At 58.5% G+C, this 16,499-nt stretch carries 17 protein-coding genes; 3 read left to right on the top strand and 14 right to left on the bottom strand.

Translation table 11 applies throughout. The annotated features are described in order from the left end of the window. Window positions 1-362 precede the first annotated feature (362 nt). The 3 genes from mutT to AC2FGC_RS10285 are packed head-to-tail and all read right to left on the bottom strand — an operon-like array spanning window position 363 to window position 2,838. Window positions 363-761 carry an 8-oxo-dGTP diphosphatase MutT gene (mutT, locus tag AC2FGC_RS10295; protein WP_058279219.1) on the bottom strand — a complete coding sequence of 133 codons (399 nt, stop codon included), beginning with the start codon at window positions 759-761 and terminating at the stop codon, window positions 363-365. Further along, window positions 758-1,984: a bifunctional glutamate N-acetyltransferase/amino-acid acetyltransferase ArgJ gene (gene argJ / locus AC2FGC_RS10290; RefSeq protein ID WP_496726231.1), complete on the bottom strand. Its 1,227-nt coding sequence runs from the start codon at window positions 1,982-1,984 to the stop codon at window positions 758-760. Before argJ ends, mutT begins: the two co-directional genes overlap by 4 nt. Before the next feature lie 5 nt (window positions 1,985-1,989). Beyond that, window positions 1,990-2,838, bottom strand: a complete 849-nt coding sequence (locus AC2FGC_RS10285) for a peptidylprolyl isomerase (RefSeq protein ID WP_496726232.1) — start codon at window positions 2,836-2,838, stop codon at window positions 1,990-1,992. 176 nt (window positions 2,839-3,014) lie between these two features. Between AC2FGC_RS10285 and secA the strand changes: the two genes are divergently transcribed. The 3 genes from secA (at window position 3,015) to AC2FGC_RS10270 (ending at window position 8,340) form a co-directional block, all read left to right on the top strand. After that, the gene (gene secA / locus AC2FGC_RS10280) at window positions 3,015-5,732 is read left to right on the top strand and encodes a preprotein translocase subunit SecA (protein ID WP_496726233.1); all 2,718 of its coding nucleotides are present in this window, start codon (window positions 3,015-3,017) and stop codon (window positions 5,730-5,732) included. A 100-nt stretch (window positions 5,733-5,832) separates the two neighbouring features. Further along, window positions 5,833-6,759, top strand: a complete 927-nt coding sequence (locus tag AC2FGC_RS10275) for a hypothetical protein (protein ID WP_496726234.1) — start codon at window positions 5,833-5,835, stop codon at window positions 6,757-6,759. Between the two features lie 24 nt (window positions 6,760-6,783). Next, on the top strand, window positions 6,784-8,340 hold the full coding sequence (locus AC2FGC_RS10270; RefSeq protein ID WP_496782260.1) for a phosphate ABC transporter substrate-binding/OmpA family protein: 1,557 nt from the start codon (window positions 6,784-6,786) through the stop codon (window positions 8,338-8,340). A gap of 3 nt (window positions 8,341-8,343) precedes the next feature. On the opposite strand, the gene radC is transcribed toward AC2FGC_RS10270, so the two are convergent. The 11 genes from radC to thiD are packed head-to-tail and all read right to left on the bottom strand — an operon-like array spanning window position 8,344 to window position 16,493. Continuing rightward, on the bottom strand, window positions 8,344-9,099 hold the full coding sequence (radC, locus tag AC2FGC_RS10265; protein ID WP_496726237.1) for a RadC family protein: 756 nt from the start codon (window positions 9,097-9,099) through the stop codon (window positions 8,344-8,346). A 35-nt stretch (window positions 9,100-9,134) separates the two neighbouring features. Beyond that, window positions 9,135-9,869 carry an ABC transporter permease gene (locus AC2FGC_RS10260; RefSeq protein WP_496782258.1) on the bottom strand — a complete coding sequence of 245 codons (735 nt, stop codon included), beginning with the start codon at window positions 9,867-9,869 and terminating at the stop codon, window positions 9,135-9,137. Then, window positions 9,866-10,594, bottom strand: a complete 729-nt coding sequence (locus AC2FGC_RS10255) for an ABC transporter ATP-binding protein (protein WP_496726239.1) — start codon at window positions 10,592-10,594, stop codon at window positions 9,866-9,868. The genes AC2FGC_RS10260 and AC2FGC_RS10255 overlap by 4 nt, the downstream gene beginning before the upstream one ends. After that, window positions 10,591-11,265 carry a TenA family protein gene (locus tag AC2FGC_RS10250; RefSeq protein WP_496726240.1) on the bottom strand — a complete coding sequence of 225 codons (675 nt, stop codon included), beginning with the start codon at window positions 11,263-11,265 and terminating at the stop codon, window positions 10,591-10,593. The genes AC2FGC_RS10255 and AC2FGC_RS10250 overlap by 4 nt, the downstream gene beginning before the upstream one ends. Beyond that, window positions 11,262-12,197, bottom strand: coding sequence for an ABC transporter substrate-binding protein (locus AC2FGC_RS10245; RefSeq protein ID WP_496726241.1), 936 nt, complete (start codon window positions 12,195-12,197; stop codon window positions 11,262-11,264). Before AC2FGC_RS10245 ends, AC2FGC_RS10250 begins: the two co-directional genes overlap by 4 nt. 20 nt (window positions 12,198-12,217) lie before the next feature. Then, window positions 12,218-13,180, bottom strand: a complete 963-nt coding sequence (locus AC2FGC_RS10240) for a HesA/MoeB/ThiF family protein (protein ID WP_496726242.1) — start codon at window positions 13,178-13,180, stop codon at window positions 12,218-12,220. Then, on the bottom strand, window positions 13,177-13,773 hold the full coding sequence (locus tag AC2FGC_RS10235; protein WP_496726243.1) for a thiamine phosphate synthase: 597 nt from the start codon (window positions 13,771-13,773) through the stop codon (window positions 13,177-13,179). The genes AC2FGC_RS10240 and AC2FGC_RS10235 overlap by 4 nt, the downstream gene beginning before the upstream one ends. Then, a complete protein-coding gene (locus tag AC2FGC_RS10230) occupies window positions 13,770-14,534 on the bottom strand; it encodes a thiazole synthase (RefSeq protein ID WP_496726244.1) in 765 nt (254 codons plus the stop codon). The genes AC2FGC_RS10235 and AC2FGC_RS10230 overlap by 4 nt, the downstream gene beginning before the upstream one ends. A gap of 3 nt (window positions 14,535-14,537) precedes the next feature. Next, a complete protein-coding gene (gene thiS / locus AC2FGC_RS10225) occupies window positions 14,538-14,732 on the bottom strand; it encodes a sulfur carrier protein ThiS (protein ID WP_496726245.1) in 195 nt (64 codons plus the stop codon). After that, a complete protein-coding gene (locus tag AC2FGC_RS10220; protein WP_496726246.1) occupies window positions 14,716-15,693 on the bottom strand; it encodes an FAD-dependent oxidoreductase in 978 nt (325 codons plus the stop codon). Before AC2FGC_RS10220 ends, thiS begins: the two co-directional genes overlap by 17 nt. Continuing rightward, a complete protein-coding gene (gene thiD, locus AC2FGC_RS10215) occupies window positions 15,690-16,493 on the bottom strand; it encodes a bifunctional hydroxymethylpyrimidine kinase/phosphomethylpyrimidine kinase (RefSeq protein WP_496726247.1) in 804 nt (267 codons plus the stop codon). Before thiD ends, AC2FGC_RS10220 begins: the two co-directional genes overlap by 4 nt. Window positions 16,494-16,499 lie beyond the last annotated feature (6 nt).

Below are 16,499 nucleotides of genomic sequence, written 5' to 3'. Positions count from 1 at the left end.
CTGATGTTTTCTCAATTCTTACGAATTGTAACAGGGTTGAAGGAGTGATTTTCCCTACAGAAAAAGATGCATTCAAATCGGCCAAAAAGAGCAAATTTGGCTACGACTGTCATTTCCTCAATCGAAAGAGGAAAACCAATTGAACCAAAAAAACCGCGAGAAATACAGGAATCGTAAGAAAAGTGATCGGTAGGCAGATGAAGACTGGCCCATGTTGCCTCATCATGTCATCGCATTTTGCGAGTTCGAATGGCAAGTAACCGACCAAAGCTATAAGCACGACACCTGTTAGGATTGTAAAACGCTTGAGCATTCGAGACTAGTTCCTCTCAGACCGAAGTGGGCCCGCAAACGGGCTGCCTCTATAACCAATCTCGCAAAATCGGGATCAATGGCACATCCGCCGCAGGCATCGGATAGTTCCGCAACTCATTCGCGCGCGCCCATTTAAGCGCCTGCCCTTCCTTAGACTGCGGGATACCCTCCCACTTGCGGCAGGCAAACAGCGGCATCAACAGATGGAAATCGTCATAGCTGTGGCTGGCAAAGGTCAGCGGGGCGAGGCATGAGGCCCAGGTGTCTATACCCAGTTCCTCGTGCAATTCGCGGATCAGGGCGGCCTCGGGGGTTTCGCCGGGTTCGATTTTGCCACCGGGGAATTCCCAGAGACCGGCCATAGATTTACCCTCAGGTCGTTGGGCCAGTAGCACCCGGCCCTCAATGTCGATCAGGGCGACAGCAGACACCAGTAAAGTCTTCACGAGCGATAATCCGCGTTAATCTCGATATAGCCGTGGGTCAGATCGCAGGTCCAAACGGTGGATTTACCTTCGCCCAGCCCAAGATCGACCGCAATCACAAGGTCCTGACCTTTCATATAGGCGGCGGCGTCATCCTCACGGTAATCCGGGCTGACCCAGCCCTTTTCGGCAACCAGAATATCGCCGAAGGAAATGCTCAGCAGGTCGCGGTCAGCGGCGGCACCGGATTTACCGATAGCCATGACGATCCGGCCCCAGTTCGGGTCTTCACCAGCAATAGCCGTTTTAACCAGCGGTGAGTTGGCAATCGCCAGCCCATGCACCTTGGCGTCCGTATCCGACGCGGCACCGGTTACACGAATTTCCACAAATTTCGTAGCACCTTCACCGTCGCGCACCACCTGTTGCGCCAAGTCAAGCATCACGCCTTCCAGTGCCTCGGCAAACGCCGCATTGCCGGTTGCGTCCACACCCGAGGCCCCGGTTGCACAGAGCAACAGGCTGTCCGAGGTCGAGGTGTCACTGTCCACGGTGATGCAGTTGAATGTCCGGTCGGTCTGCGCGCCCAGCATGGCCTGCAAGGCGGGCTGTTCGACCTGTGCATCGGTAAAGATGTAGACCAGCATCGTCGCCATATCCGGCGCGATCATGCCTGACCCCTTGGCAATCCCTGCAATAGAGACTGTTTTTCCGTCAATCTCGACCTGCACACTGGACCCTTTTGGAAAGGTATCCGTGGTCATGATCGCCCGCGCCGCATCCTCGATGGCATGACGGCTGAGGCCCACCTTCAACGCCTCAAGCTGTGCCACGATGCGGTCATGGGGCAGCGGCTCACCAATCACGCCGGTGGAAGAGGTGAAGACGCGTTCGACTGCAACGCCGGTCGCTTTGGACACTGCATGCGTCACCTCGGCCACCGAGGTTTGGCCATAGTGACCGGTAAAGGCATTGGCATTGCCCGAGTTCACTAATATCGCCGCAGGCCCATCGCTAGCCCCGCCGATCTTGTCCTGACAGTCCAGCACAGGGGCTGCGCGTGTGGCCGATCGGGTGAACACCCCGGCCACAGATGTGCCCGGATCCAGAACCGCCAACATCACGTCGGTACGGCCCTGATAACGCACGCCAGCTTCGACGGTGGCAAAACGCACACCGTCAATCGCAGGCAGTTCGGGGAAGGCCGCTGGAGCCAGCGGCGAAACCTTGGTGATCGCGGCCACTGGAGTTACTCCTGAATCAGGTCGATCTGACGGATGACCTCGGGGCCCACACCGTCCAAAGCGGGACGTTCGATCTGCGACTGCTGCGTCAGCTCGTCGATCTTGGCTTGAATCGCGTCCTGCTGAAGGGACTGGGCCAGCTGTTCACGTACGGCATCAAGCCCCGGCGCTTCGGATTTTCGCGTGTCGTTGAGAATGATCAGGTGCCAGCCGAACTGTGTTTGCACCGGATCCGAAATCTGACCCTTTTCCAACGCAACAACGGCGTTTTCGAATTCCGGCACCATCTGGCCCTTGCCAAACCATCCCAATGACCCGCCATTCGGACCCGATGGGCCGGTCGACTTTTCCTTGGCCGTTTCGGCAAAATCGCCGCCGTCATCCAGCAGAGTTTTAATTTCCTTGGCTTCTTCTTCGGTGGCTACAAGAATATGGCTGGCGTCGAACTCATCTTCGCCTTCGAAGTTGCCGAATTCCGCGTCATAGGCTGCCTGAATTGACTCTTCGGTCACGACATCGCCCAGCAACGCATTTACTGTCTGCACCGCCCGCATGGAACGGCCTTCGTTTTCCAATCCCAACTGGTTCAGCCGGTTCAGATCGTCCTGCTGCTGCGCCAGCAATTGCTGCTGGATCAATTGCTCGATGACGAATTCGTACAGAACATCATCTTCGACCTCGGCGTAATTCGGAGGCAGGGCCGCGACAGATGCAATAACGTGACCCAGTGTGATTTCATCCCCGTTCACATTGGCGACAACCGTATCCGCGTCCGGCTTGGTTTCGGCGGCAAGCGGCATCGCCATCACGGCAGCCAGAGCCAGCGATGGCAGAAAAGTGAGGCCTTTGGGCATGGAATCATCCTATTTCTTTGCCGCGACGGGGCGTGGCGTTGACACTCTGGGACCTGCCGCTTACATCGCTTTGAAGCCTTGGACAGGGCCGCCTTTCATCCCCCGTATCTATGGGTTGCAAGCAAGGTGGGCAAGCCTGTCGCAACCAAGACAAGAACAGATCCGCTGGAGTGAACATGCTGGGACTCGGAACGCTCGCCAAAAAGGTGTTCGGAACACCGAACGACCGCAAGATCAAGGCGACCCGTCCGCTGGTCGAAAAGATCAATGCGCTGGAACCTGAGTTCGAAAAGTTGTCCGATGAGGGCCTGATCGAAAAGACCGCCGAACTGCGCAAGCGTGCGCTGGATGGTGAGGCGCTGGACGACCTGCTGCCCGAAGCCTTTGCAAACGTCCGCGAAGGCGCCAAGCGCGCGCTGGGTCTGCGGGCCTTTGATGTGCAGTTGATGGGCGGTGCCTTCCTGCATCAGGGCAATATCTCGGAGATGAAGACCGGTGAGGGCAAGACGCTGGTTGCCACCTTCCCGGCCTATCTGAACGCTCTGACCGGCAAGGGCGTACACGTGGTCACGGTGAACGAATACCTGGCCAAGCGTGACGCCGAGTGGATGGGTAAAGTGTTCGGAGCCCTTGGTATGACCACCGGCGTAATCTGGTCGGGTCAGCCGGACGCCGACAAAAAAGCTGCCTACGCCTGTGACGTCACCTATGCCACCAACAACGAGTTGGGCTTTGATTATCTGCGCGATAACATGAAGGCGGAGCTGGATCAGATTTACCAAAAGTACCACAATTTCGCGATTGTGGACGAGGTCGACTCGATCCTGATCGACGAAGCGCGGACGCCATTGATCATCTCGGGCCCGTCCGAGGACCGCTCGGACCTGTATACCAGCATCGACGCCCTGATCCCCTCGCTAAGCGATGATCACTTTACGTTGGATGAAAAGTCCCGGAACGTGACCTTCACCGATGAGGGCAACGAGTTCCTGGAACAACAGCTGATTGCCAACGGTCTGATCCCCGAAGGCCATTCTCTGTATGACCCCGAAAGCACCACGGTGGTACACCACGTCAACCAGGGTCTGCGCGCACACAAGCTGTTTACACGTGACAAAGACTACATCGTCCGTGACGGCAACGTCGTTCTGATCGACGAATTCACTGGCCGGATGATGCCAGGTCGCCGTCTGTCCGAAGGTCTGCATCAGGCCATCGAAGCCAAGGAAGGCGTCCAAATTCAGCCTGAAAACGTGACGCTGGCCAGTGTGACCTTCCAGAACTACTTCCGTCTGTATGACAAGCTGGGTGGCATGACCGGCACCGCGCTGACCGAAGCCGAAGAATTCGCCGAAATCTACGGTCTCGGTGTGGTCGAGGTTCCGACCAACAGGCCGATTGCCCGTCTTGACGAAGACGATCAGGTCTATCGCACCGCCGGTGAGAAATACGGCGCGATGATTGACGAGACCAAGGAAGCGCAGGAAAAGGGCCAGCCGGTTCTTTTGGGCACAACCTCGATCGAGAAATCCGAACTGCTAAGCCAGCTGCTGCAAAAGGAAGGCATCGAACATAACGTTCTGAACGCCCGCCAGCACGAGCAAGAGGCACAAATCGTGGCCGATGCCGGCCGGTATGGTGCGGTGACCATTGCCACCAACATGGCTGGTCGCGGCACCGACATTCAGCTGGGCGGCAATGTCGAGATGAATGTGCTTCAGGCGCTGGCCGAAAACCCCGAGGCCGATCCTGCCGAGCTGCGCGCCAAGGAAGAGGCCCGCCACGCCGAGGAAAAGGAAAAGGTTCTGGCGGCCGGTGGTCTTTACGTCATGGCATCCGAACGGCACGAAAGCCGCCGGATCGACAACCAGCTGCGCGGTCGTTCGGGCCGTCAGGGTGACCCGGGCCGCACCGTGTTCTACCTGAGCCTCGAAGACGACCTGATGCGCATCTTTGGCTCGGAACGGCTCGACAAGGTTCTGACTACGCTGGGCATGAAAGAAGGCGAGGCAATTGTTCATCCTTGGGTGAACAAGTCGCTGGAACGCGCACAGTCCAAGGTCGAAGGCCGAAACTTTGACATGCGCAAGAACGTTCTGAAATTCGACGACGTGATGAATGACCAGCGTAAAGTGGTGTTCAGCCAGCGGCGCGAAATCATGTCGACCGATGACCTGTCCGAGATCGTCTCGGACATGCGCGAACAGGTGATTGACGATTTGATCGACGAATACATGCCGCCAAAAACCTATGCCGATCAGTGGGATACCGATGGCCTGCACGCGGCAATCAAGGAAAAGCTGACCATCGACGCGCCAGTACAGGACTGGGCCGCCGAGGAAGGCGTCGATGATGAACAGGTGCGCGAGCGTCTGGTCAATGCTGCCGATGAGATGATGGCGCAAAAGGCGGCAGCCTTCGGTCCCGAAAATATGCGCAACATCGAAAAGCAGGTTCTGCTGCAGACGATCGACAGCAAATGGCGCGAGCACTTGCTGACGCTGGAACATCTGCGCTCGGTCGTTGGATTCCGCGGTTACGCCCAGCGCGACCCGCTGAATGAATACAAGAACGAAAGCTTCCAGCTGTTCGAAGGGATGCTGGACAGTCTGCGCGAAACAGTGACTCAGCAATTGTCGCGCGTCCGTCCGCTGACCGAAGAGGAACAGCGCGAAATGCTGGCCCAGATGCAAGCTCAGCAAGCTCAGGCACAACGGGCGGTGGATCAAGCCACCGACAAGGCGGAAGCACTGGCCGAAGCCCAGGCTTCAGGCGATGCGCGCCCTGGCTTTGTCGAAGACGATCCCTCGACTTGGGGGAACCCGTCGCGCAACGATCTCTGCCCTTGTGGATCTGGCAAGAAATTCAAACACTGCCACGGCCGGCTGACCTAACGTCACCTTGATCAAAACACATTGAGTCCGTTTCACGGCCACATATTGGCCGTGATTCAACTTCAGGATGCGACTCGCTCCTTCAACTGGGGAGGGTGTTTTGTTTGTAATAAAGAATTACGTGACCACTGGCGGCACCGTCGCTTGTGCCTTAGCCATTGGTTACCTGATGCAAAATGGATCGCCAGCGCAATCGGATGGCGCGCAGGCTCCTGTAACTGTGGCTGCCGCCAATCAGTCCTCGGTGATTGCCGGGCTGGAAGGAATTGTTCTGACCTCCTCGCTTCCGGCCGCTGATGCAACCACCGACATCAAAGCATCCCGGCGCGCCCTGCAACCCACCCGATCGACCCCCTCTGATCAGGAAAGCTGCACTCTCAGTGCCCGCGCAAAATCCGTCCCCGGCGCTGCGGCGCGCCTGACCGTCAAAGCCCCCTGCCACGGCAATGAACGGATCGAAATCCATCACAGCGGACTAACAGTTACCCAACGAACGGACAAAAACGGCGCTTTGGATCTGACGATCCCGGCCCTGTCGGAATATGCGATCTTTCTGATCTCAGTAGATGATCAGACCGGAACCGTAGCCACCACTCACATCCCCGACCTGGCCAACTACAACCGCATCGCCCTGCAATGGCAGGGTGAGACAGACCTGCAGATCCATGCGCTGGAATTTGGGGCCAGCTATGGCACAGCGGGACATGTATCGTCGGACCCTGACGCGAAAGGTGCGGGTAAAGTCGTACATCTGGGACAACAGGCATTCGGCGACGCGCAGAATATCGAAATCTATTCTTTCCCTGCAGGCGAAACCAGCCAGACCGGTTCGATCGAACTGACGGTCGAGGCCGAAGTGACCGAGGCAAATTGCGGCCGGGATTTGGCCGTTCAATCACTCGAGCTGCGTGGCGATCGCCGCCTGCGGTCGCGCGATTTGACGCTGCCCATGCCGGATTGCACGCGGGCCGGTGATTTTCTGGTGTTGAATAATCTGCTCCAAGACCTGACAATCGCGGCAAATTAAACCGCAGGCAGGCTCGACTTTCTTATGACATTTTTTCGTGTGGCAGTGGCCACACTGATTTCGGTGACTCTGGCGCCCTATGTACACGCACAGGATATCACGCTGACCTCGCAAGACGGCAAGGTCGAGGTCACAGGCAACCTGCTGAGCTTTGATGGCGAGTTCTATCGCGTGGATACGCAGTTCGGTGAGCTGACAGTGGATGGGTCGGGTGTTACCTGCGAAGGACCCGCCTGCCCCAACCTTACGGATTTCGTGGCCGAGGTTCGGTTCTCCGGTTCCTCCGTCATGGCGGAAAAGGTACTGCCGGCCCTGATCGTTGGTTTCGCCCAGCAAGAGGGGATGTCGGCGACGCCGCAGCGTTTGGATTCGGGCGCATTCACCTATGAGCTTCACCAGACCGGGCGCAATGCCCCTTTGGGGCGGTTCTATTTCGCCCCTAACAACACAGGTGGCGGCTTTGCGGATCTGATCGCCGATGAGACCGATATCGTCATGGCATTGCGTGAAATTCGCCCATCGGAACAGGAGGCTGCGCAGACCGCTGGTCTGGGTGATCTGGCAGATGCAAGGCGATCCCGGGTCATCGCGCTGGACGCGCTGGTCCCAATTGTGGCCCGGGAAAACCCGGCGCGGCAAATTTCGCCAGCAGAACTGGTGCGCGTGTTTTCCGGCGAGATCAAGAACTGGTCTGAGCTTGGAGGACCTGATGCGCCCGTTTCCCTGCACTTACCAGACGCCGGTTCCGGTTTGGCGCAAGGGGTTGAGGATCGGTTGCTGACCCCTGCTCAGCCAACGCTGGCCGAGGGAATTATACGTCACACCCGTAGCAGCGATCTGGTGCGCGCTGTCGCTGATGACCCCTTTGCCATCGGTATCGCCAGCCATGCCGAGGTCGGGCCTGCCCGGGGCCTGCCTTTGACCGGCGGTTGCGGTCACGCGCTGACCGCCACGCGGCAATCCATCAAGACCGAAGATTATCCGCTGACATCGCCGATGTTCTTGTATCTGCCGGAAATCCGCCTGCCCCGCATCGCGCGGCAATTCCTGGCCTATTCGCAAAGCGCCGAGGCACAGATGGCGATCCGCGATGCCGGATTTGTGGATCAAGAACCCGAAACCATGCGGATCGGGTTGCAAGGGGATCGTCTGGCCAACGCAGTGGTTTCAGGTGGTGCCGAGGTCGGGTTGGAAGAGTTACAGCACATGATCGACACGCTGCGCCCACAATCGCGCCTGTCTCTGTCGTTCCGGTTCGAGGCAGGTTCCTCCAGACCCGACGCGCAGTCACGTTCCAACATCCGGCAGTTGGCCCACGCCCTCGAAACCGGGACCATCGACGCTCGTAAACTGACCTTTGTGGGCTTTAGCGACGGCGAAGGCGCGGCCACAGCCAATGCAAGGATCGCATTGCTGCGGGCAAAGACCGTGCGCAACGCAGTGCTGTCGGCGGTAGAAACAGCCATTCCGGAGAGTGTCGAGATCGCCGTGGACGCATTTGGCGAAGCAATGCCCATGGCCTGTGATGACACGGACTGGGGCCGCAAAGTCAATCGCAGGGTCGAGGTCTGGGTTCAGTAACCCTTACAAATAGCCCTCGGACCGAAAGCTCAACTCATTCGATTTGCCAATAATCAGATGGTCATGCAGCGTCAGGCCCAGCGCGACGCAGGCATCCTGAATTCGGTTGGTCATATCGATATCCGATTGCGACGGTGTCGGATCGCCCGATGGGTGATTGTGTACCAAGATTAGCGCCGAGGCATTCAGCTCAAGCGCGCGTTTGGCTACCTCACGCGGATACACGGGAACGTGGTCGACAGTGCCTTTGGCCTGTTCTTCATCCGCAATCAGAACGTTCTTTCGGTCAAGGTAGAATACGCGAAACTGCTCAGTCTCGCGATGGGCCATCGTCGTATGGCAATAATCCAGCAATGCGTCCCAGCCTGATACGACGTGCCGTTGCATGACCCGCGCGCGGGTCATCCGATGTGCACACGCCTCAAGGATTTTCAGGTCGGTGATCACCGTATCGCCTACGCCTTTGATTTGCCGCAGCCGTTCTTCGGGTGCGGTCAGCACGCGGTTAAAGTCGCCAAACGTATCCATCAGCGCTCGGGCCAGGGGTTTGACATCCTGCCGTGGGATCGAGCGGAACAGGGCAAGTTCCAACAATTCGTAATCCGGCATTGCCGCCGACCCACCAGACATAAACCGTTCGCGCAATCGTTTGCGGTGATCTTTGATATACGACGGCAAGCGACCCGTCGGCAGCGGCTGCACGGGGGCTTCGTCGGTTTCAAACAGCATCGGGGCTTCGGTAAAGGCGTCCTGATTCATGGGACCACCGTGCCGCAGAATCGGTTTCTGAATGGTTAACGCGTCTCACCCGCAATGCCTGCAGTTGCCCGTCGAACGGTCAGGTGCAGCAGGATCGAAAAAACCCCCAGAGTCAGCATAGCAGCAAACATAAGGTCGGTCTTTGCCCGGCCATTGGCCAGCAGCATCAGGTAACCCAGACCCTGCGACGACCCGACCCATTCGCCGATCACTGCCCCGATCGGGGCATAGACCGCCGCCAGTCGCATGCCCGACGCCAGCGAAGGCAAGGCTGCCGGAATGCGAATGTGCCACAACACCGCCCGCGAACTGGCCTGCATGGTGCGTGCCAGATCAAGATATCCCGGTGGGGTCCGCATCAACCCGTCGAAGAAGGATGAGGTGATCGGGAAATAGATGATCAACACCGCCATCGCGACTTTAGACCACAGCCCATAACCCAACCAAAGGGTTAGCAAAGGAGCCAAAGCAAAGACCGGCAGCGCCTGCGTAAACACCAGCATCGGCTGCACCAGCACCCGCGCGGCGCGGGAATTGGCCAATTGCAATGCTGTCAAAACGCCAAGAATCGTTCCACAAGCCAAGCCGATAACGACCTCGACCGCGGTAACCCAAGTGTGTTCCGCTATAACCCAGCGGTTCTGCCACCAGGTCTCGGCCACCAAAGCCGGGCCGGGAAGAATGAATTTCGGCAGGTCAGTCAGGGAAACGATCCCCTGCCAGATCACCAGCGCAAATAGCGTCGCAGCAAGAGCTGATAACAATTTCATGCCGCGTCCTCACGAAGCGTACGCAGTAAGGTGCCCTGCGTCTCGAGCGTTTCCAGATCATCGACGCTGCGCGGAGCTGGTGCATGCGGGGGTTGGCAGGGCGTTATGCCATTCTGCCTCATGACCACAATGGATTGACCTAACCGGGCAGCCTCGCCCGGATCATGGGTGACCAGCAGAACGGTTCGGTCCTGTAACGCTTCGGCCGCAAGGTCCTGCATATCCGCGCGGGTGCGGGCGTCCAGCGCCGAGAACGGCTCATCCAAAAGAACGATGGGCCGATCTTCCATCAACGTGCGGGCCAGAGCCACGCGTTGACGTTGGCCACCAGAGAGTTCGCCGGGCTTCTTGGTCATATGATCCTGCAGGTGCATCCGTTCGATCAGCTGATCACGGCGGCGCAAATCTGGCTTTTCTCCGCGCAACCGCGCACCCAACAGGACGTTCTGCGCCACAGTCGCCCAAGGCAGCAACAAATCGTCTTGCGCCATATATGCAACCCGTTCAGGCACAGATTGCCCGTCACTTGCAGTAATCTGACCGGTGAACTCTGCGCCGGTGTCCAAGCTAGCAATCAGGCGCAGAATGGTGGTTTTGCCAACCCCCGATCCACCCAGTAAACACGTCCACCGCCCGGCCTCTAGCGTCAGGGTCAACGGCGCGAACAATAACGCGTCGCCAATTGCGGCCGAACCACGGATGGTTAGATCGGGGGCTAGGGTCATGGGGTCAGGCTCATTTGCCAGAAATTGACCTCCAACTCGGTCGCGGTACCGAAGGTGTGGCACAGCCGGGTCCAACGCGGGGATGCTTCGAAATCCTCGCCAATACGCCTCGTTAGAGCCATGTCCAACAATTCACCAACCGCCACGCAGGCATCTTGGTAGTCATCGCTGGCATAGGTGGCGATCCAATCGCGATAGGTGTCAGACGTCGCCTCAGCCGCTAGTCTTGTGCCAATCTCACCATAGCCCATCACACAAGGTACCAAAGCCGCCAGCAGGTCCAGCAGATCGCCGCTATACCCAGCCTCAAGCACGAAACGCGTATATGCCAGGTTCTCGGCACGTTCCGGAGTAGCAAAGAGTTGGTCCTGCGGGATGCTTTCGGCCTCGCAGATCCCGATATGCAGCTTCATCTCTTCGCTGATCAACCCGTTCACGGTGCGCGAGGCTGCCAGCATTTCCTCATGCGTTTCCGACTTCACAACCGCCAGCGCCCATGCACGAGAGAAATGAATCAGGAACACATAGTCTTGCCGCAGATAGTGCAGAAACGCCGCGCGCGGCAGCGAGCCGTCCTTCATCCCTTCGACAAAAGCGTGGCAGGTGTAATCCCGCCATGGCCCCTGCGCGGCATCGCGCATAAGCGCAAATGCTTTGCCATAGTCGCTCATTGCACGGTCACATCCACTGAAATGTCGCTGACCGGATTGATGCTGTCGATCATGCCGCTGTCTTTCAGAAACGCTTCGAAACGGGCATAGCGACCCGCATCAAAACCCGCCGGGCGCAGCGCGAAACGGGGCAGTGTATCCACCCATGCGCGCGCGTTCAGTTCATCCTGCAGTTCGGGTGAGGTGGCGGCGAAGATTTCCCAGCTTTTTTCCGGGTTGTTGACGATGAACTGGGTCGCCTTTTCGGTTGCAGCCAGGAAGCGGGCGACCTTATCCGCATTCATCGTGTCGGGATTGGCGACATAGATCAGCTCGTCATAAGACGGTACGCCTTCTTCCTCGATGTAGAAACAGCGGCCCGCGACGCCTTCGATATCCATCTGGTTCAACTCAAAGTTCCGGAAGGCCCCGATCACCGCATCCACCTGACCGGTCATCAGCGATGGCGACAGCGAAAAATTGACGTTGACCATCTCAATATCATCCAGCGCGACATCATGGGCGTTCAGCATGGCGCCCAGCACCGCCTCTTCCACGCCCGCGACCGAGAAGCCGATTTTTTTGCCCTTGAGGTCGGCGAGCGTTTTGATCGGACCGTCCTGTAGCACCAGCAGGCAGTTCAACGGCGTCGCGACCAAGGTGCCGACGCGCTTCAGCGGCAGGCCCTCATGGATTTGCAGGTGAAGTTGCGGCTGGTAGGACACCGCCAGATCGGCTTGCCCGGCGGCAACCAGACGCGGAGGGGCCGATGGATCCGCGGGTGGCACAATCTCAATCTCCAGCCCCTCATCGGCAAAGTATCCGTTCTCTTGCGCCACGATGATGGGCCCGTGGTCGGGGTTAACGAACCAGTCCAGCAGAACGGTCATCTTGTCTTCGGCCCAGGCCGGCGCGGCGGCCAGCAGGGCAATTGCTGTCATCAGCTTTTTCATATCTCGCGTATCCTTTTCGTTCACGAGGTTGAGGCCGCAACGAGAACGATCTCGCCCGGCCAATCCGGTTGCAATTTTTCGGCAGTACGCCACGCACGCAGACCAGTGGCGCAGCACAGTGCCAGCCTTTCTCCATTGTTAGGCTCTAATTCTATCAATTCAGGAGAACCGCGGAGCGCGTTGGGATGAATGGGTTCAGGGGCCTCATCCGGGCTGCGCAACTCGATGATCAAATCATCCGTGGTCAGTTGGCCGGCCGACACAAACGGGAAGTGATGGCTGGGCTCAGGCGCATCGTCAACGCGGAACGTTGTGCTGCGCATCGTGCGAGCATTGAACTGAACCATCTGCCCAAGTGGCGAAGGGTCCAGCCCGAGAATGACACTCAACGCCATTTGCGCTTGCATCGCGCCAATCATTCCGACGACCGGACCCAACACACCAGCGGTGGCACAGCTTGCACCGCTGCCCGGCGCGTCGGGAAAAACCGCCCGCAAAGATGGGGCACCACCGCAGAAACCGCCGACATAGCCGGACAACCCCAGGACCGAGGCGCTTATCAACGGCTTGCCCAGCGAGTGACACGTATCCGACAGCGTATAGCTTGCCGCATAACTGTCTGCGCAATCGAGGATGACATCGACTTGTGAGGCAAGTCGTTGCGAATTTAAGCTAGTTAGAGCCTGATTTTTCGTGGAAATCGTAATTTCAGAGTTTAAGGCCTGACACCGCTCAGCTGCGACTTCGGTTTTGGGGCGGCCACAGTCCCCCTCGCCGAACAAGATCTGGCGAGGGAGGTTCGACAGGGCGACTTCATCGGGGTCTACGATGGTCAAATATCCAACCCCAGCACCAGCCAGCAAAGGCAAAACCGGTGCAGCCAGGCCCCCGGCCCCCACCACAAGAACCCGCGCGTCGGACAGGCGGGCCTGTCCACGGGCGCCGACCTCCGGCAGGATCATCTGACGGGCGTAGCGGCTCATCTGGTGACCTCAATCCACGCACGTACGCGGGCTTCTGGGTCTGCATTCAACGTGATGTCTGTCACGACTGAGACAATGTCCGCCCCGGCATGCAACACCCCCGGCGCGCGCTCGACACTCATCCCGCCAATACCGACCAAAGGGACTTCCCCCACGCGCGCTTTCCATTCAGTGACACGCGGCAGGCCCTGTTGTTTCCATTTCATCTTTTTCAGGATCGTTGGGTAGACCGGCCCAAGCGCAACATAGTCGGGGCTCATGGCCAAAACACGCTCAAGCTCGTCATCGTCATGGGTCGAGACACCCAGTTTAAGTCCTGCGCGTTGGATCGCCTTCAGATCCGCATCATCCAGATCTTCTTGCCCCAGATGTATCCAGTCGCAGCCAGCGTCGATGGCCGCTTGCCAATAGTCATTCACCACCAGAACAGCGCCATGCGTACAGCACAGATCCCGCGAAACCGCTATCTGTTCACGCACGACCGCATCCGGTTGGTCCTTGATCCGCAACTGCACCAGTTTCACGCCCAGAGGCAGCGTCCGGCGCAGCCAGTCCGAATGGTCGAAGATTGGATAAAACCGGTCGAGGGTCATGACAAAAACGCCTTTCCAATAACGGGGGTCGAGGGTTCGGCCATATCGCGCGCTTCGATCGGGTCAGCCTTATAGGCCAATCGCCCGGCCTCGATGGCCAGCTTCATCGCCTTGGCCATTGCTGCGGGATCACCGGCCCGTGCCACCGCAGTGTTCAGCAGAACGGCATCATACCCAAGTTCCATCGCATGAGCGGCGTGGCTGGGCAGGCCGATACCTGCGTCAATCACCAGTGGTACTTCGGGAAACTCAGCCCGCATTGCGCGCAAGGCGTATTCGTTGTTCAAACCACGGCCCGAGCCTATCGGAGCGCCCCATGGCATCAGAACCTCACACCCTGCCGCCAACAGTCGCTCACCCACGATCAGGTCGTCCGTGGTATAGGGAAAAACCTCGAACCCGTCTTCGCTCAGGGTTCGCGCGGCCTCGACCAGTTGGAACACATCAGGCTGGAGGCTGTCGGTATGTCCGATCAGTTCCAGCTTGATCCATTTGGTGTCAAACACCTCACGCGCCATATGAGCGGTGGTCACAGCCTCTTTCACCGTATGGCAACCTGCTGTGTTGGGCAGGATAAGGACGCTCAGATCGCGGATCATCTGCCAAAAGGTTTGTCCTGCGCCTGCTTCGCGTCGCAAAGATACGGTGACCACCCCGGCCCCGCTGTCCCGAAATGCCTGTTCCAAGATTGCGGGGCTTGGATATTGCGCGGTGCCCAGCATCAGCGGGTTCGGCAGTGATGTGCCGTAGAAAGTCTTCATCGCTCAGCCCCCCTGCATCGGGGCGACGACTTCGATCCGATCGCCATCCTTGATTTTACGGGCCTTGCGCAGGCTCGAGGGCACAAAACCCTCGTTCACAGCCGTCGCCACCCGGCCCGAAAACCCACATTCCTGCAAAAGATCGGCAAGAGTTCCGGCGTGCACATCGCGCATCTCGCCGTTAAGTACGATCTTCATCAACCATCTCCGAATGTTTGGTGTCCAACGCCAGGTCAGCCACGCCCTTGGCCAGTGCAGGGGCCAGCAGGTAGCCGTGGCGGTAGAGGCCGTTGGCGTAGATTGTCGGTCCTAGCCGCCGAATACGCGGCAGGTTGTCGGGGAAAGCGGGGCGCAGATCGACGCCGGTTTCCAACACTTCAGCCTCACCAAAGGCGGGGTTCAGGGCGTAGGCTGCGCTCAGCAACTCAAGCATCGAGCGTGCGGTAATTCGGCTGCTATCCTCGGATTCGATCATTGTCGCGCCCAGCATGTAGACGCCGTCGCCGCGTGGAACGATATACAGCGGCACGCGTGGATGAAGCAGGCGTATAGGCCGGGTCAGTGTCACGTCTGGGCACCGTATCACCAGCATCTCACCCTTCACGCCGCGCAAGTCCTGCAGGTATTCGCGCGCGTGCAGACCTCTGCAATCAATGGCGTTGTCCAATCCCGTCGGAGCGCACGCATGATGGAATTCAACACCGTGATCCTGAAGCTGGTGCGACAGATCCAGCAAGGCCTGACGCGGATCCAAATGGGCTTCCGCAGCAAAGTAGAGACCTTTTTTGAAACCATACAGATCAGGCTCTAATAAGGTTATTTCTCTGTCATCAACTTCAGAAAACCCCTCCGTTCTGCGGGCGAAACGACGCAGATCCGGCAGGTCTCGTGGGTTAGCGACAACCAATGTGCCGCGCCTGTGGACCTGAGTGCGCTTGGCCCACCAGTCGATTGCCAATTGCCCCAGACGCAGGACAGGTTCTTCGGCGTTTTCATACTCGCACCAAGGTGCCAACATTCCGCCCGCCCACCAGGAACAGCCATGCGGCCCCGGTGCACCACCGGGATCAAACACCTGAACCTTGGCCCCGCGCGCGACAAGTTCGGAAGCAACGGCCAACCCGGCCACGCCTGCCCCTATGATCGACCAGACGGTCACGCGGACCAAACCTGATGGAAGTGATGAACAGGCCCGTGACCTTGCCCGATGTTCAAAGCATCGGCCTGAGCGATGGCGCCCTGCAGATAGTCATGTGCTTGCGCCACGGCCTGGGGCAGCGAAAGATCCTTGGCCAATCCGGCCGCTATGGATGAGGACAGCGTGCACCCCGTTCCGTGGGTGTTGCTTGTCTGTCGGCGCGGCGCTTGAAATTGGTCCATCACGCCAAAATCTGAGACCAGTAAGTCGTGGCAGATGTCGCCTTTCCCATGACCGCCCTTCATCAGGACCGCACTTGCACCCAATGCGCATAACTCGCGCCCTTGTGTGATCATCTGTTCGAGGCTGTCCGCTGGTTCAGCGCCCAGCAAACAGGCTGCTTCTGGCAGGTTTGGTGTCAACACGGTCGCGCGCGGCAGCAACACCTCGCGCAGGGTTTGCACGGCTTCTTCCGCCAGCAACGCATCGCCGGATTTGGCAATCATGACCGGATCCAGAACCACCGGCCCGTCAAAATCCGCGATACTGTCTTCGACACACTGGATGATCTGAGGGGTCGCCAGCATTCCAATCTTGATCGCGCCAACATCCAGGTCGGTCAGAACAGCCTCGATCTGGGCTGCAATGACGTCCAGAGGGATACCATGCACCGCCGTAACTGCGCGAGTATTCTGCGCCGTCACTGCGGTAATCACACTGGCACCGTAGACGCCAAGCGCCGACATGGCCTTGAGGTCAGCCTGAATTCCAGCCCCTCCGCCGCTGTCAGATCCTGCGATTGTTAAGGCAATGGGTGCCATGTCGTT

This window comes from Ruegeria sp. CDSC054 (assembly GCF_059610645.1).
Note: the sequence above shows the minus strand (reverse complement) of the source record. Positions and strands in the feature narration are given on the sequence as shown.

What these genes read in the sequence shown, in the direction of transcription:
- AC2FGC_RS10240 (WP_496726242.1), bottom strand. Translation starts at nt 13,180, where the DNA reads ATGAGCCGCTACGCCCGTCAGATGATCCTGCCGGAGGTCGGCGCCCGT.
- AC2FGC_RS10270 (WP_496782260.1), top strand. Translation starts at nt 6,784, where the DNA reads ATGACATTTTTTCGTGTGGCAGTGGCCACACTGATTTCGGTGACTCTG.
- AC2FGC_RS10285 (WP_496726232.1), bottom strand. Translation starts at nt 2,838, where the DNA reads ATGCCCAAAGGCCTCACTTTTCTGCCATCGCTGGCTCTGGCTGCCGTG.
- AC2FGC_RS10260 (WP_496782258.1), bottom strand. Translation starts at nt 9,869, where the DNA reads ATGAAATTGTTATCAGCTCTTGCTGCGACGCTATTTGCGCTGGTGATC.
- radC (WP_496726237.1), bottom strand. Translation starts at nt 9,099, where the DNA reads ATGAATCAGGACGCCTTTACCGAAGCCCCGATGCTGTTTGAAACCGAC.
- thiS (WP_496726245.1), bottom strand. Translation starts at nt 14,732, where the DNA reads ATGAAGATCGTACTTAACGGCGAGATGCGCGATGTGCACGCCGGAACT.
- AC2FGC_RS10235 (WP_496726243.1), bottom strand. Translation starts at nt 13,773, where the DNA reads ATGACCCTCGACCGGTTTTATCCAATCTTCGACCATTCGGACTGGCTG.
- AC2FGC_RS10245 (WP_496726241.1), bottom strand. Translation starts at nt 12,197, where the DNA reads ATGAAAAAGCTGATGACAGCAATTGCCCTGCTGGCCGCCGCGCCGGCC.
- AC2FGC_RS10230 (WP_496726244.1), bottom strand. Translation starts at nt 14,534, where the DNA reads ATGAAGACTTTCTACGGCACATCACTGCCGAACCCGCTGATGCTGGGC.
- secA (WP_496726233.1), top strand. Translation starts at nt 3,015, where the DNA reads ATGCTGGGACTCGGAACGCTCGCCAAAAAGGTGTTCGGAACACCGAAC.
- thiD (WP_496726247.1), bottom strand. Translation starts at nt 16,493, where the DNA reads ATGGCACCCATTGCCTTAACAATCGCAGGATCTGACAGCGGCGGAGGG.
- AC2FGC_RS10250 (WP_496726240.1), bottom strand. Translation starts at nt 11,265, where the DNA reads ATGAGCGACTATGGCAAAGCATTTGCGCTTATGCGCGATGCCGCGCAG.
- AC2FGC_RS10255 (WP_496726239.1), bottom strand. Translation starts at nt 10,594, where the DNA reads ATGACCCTAGCCCCCGATCTAACCATCCGTGGTTCGGCCGCAATTGGC.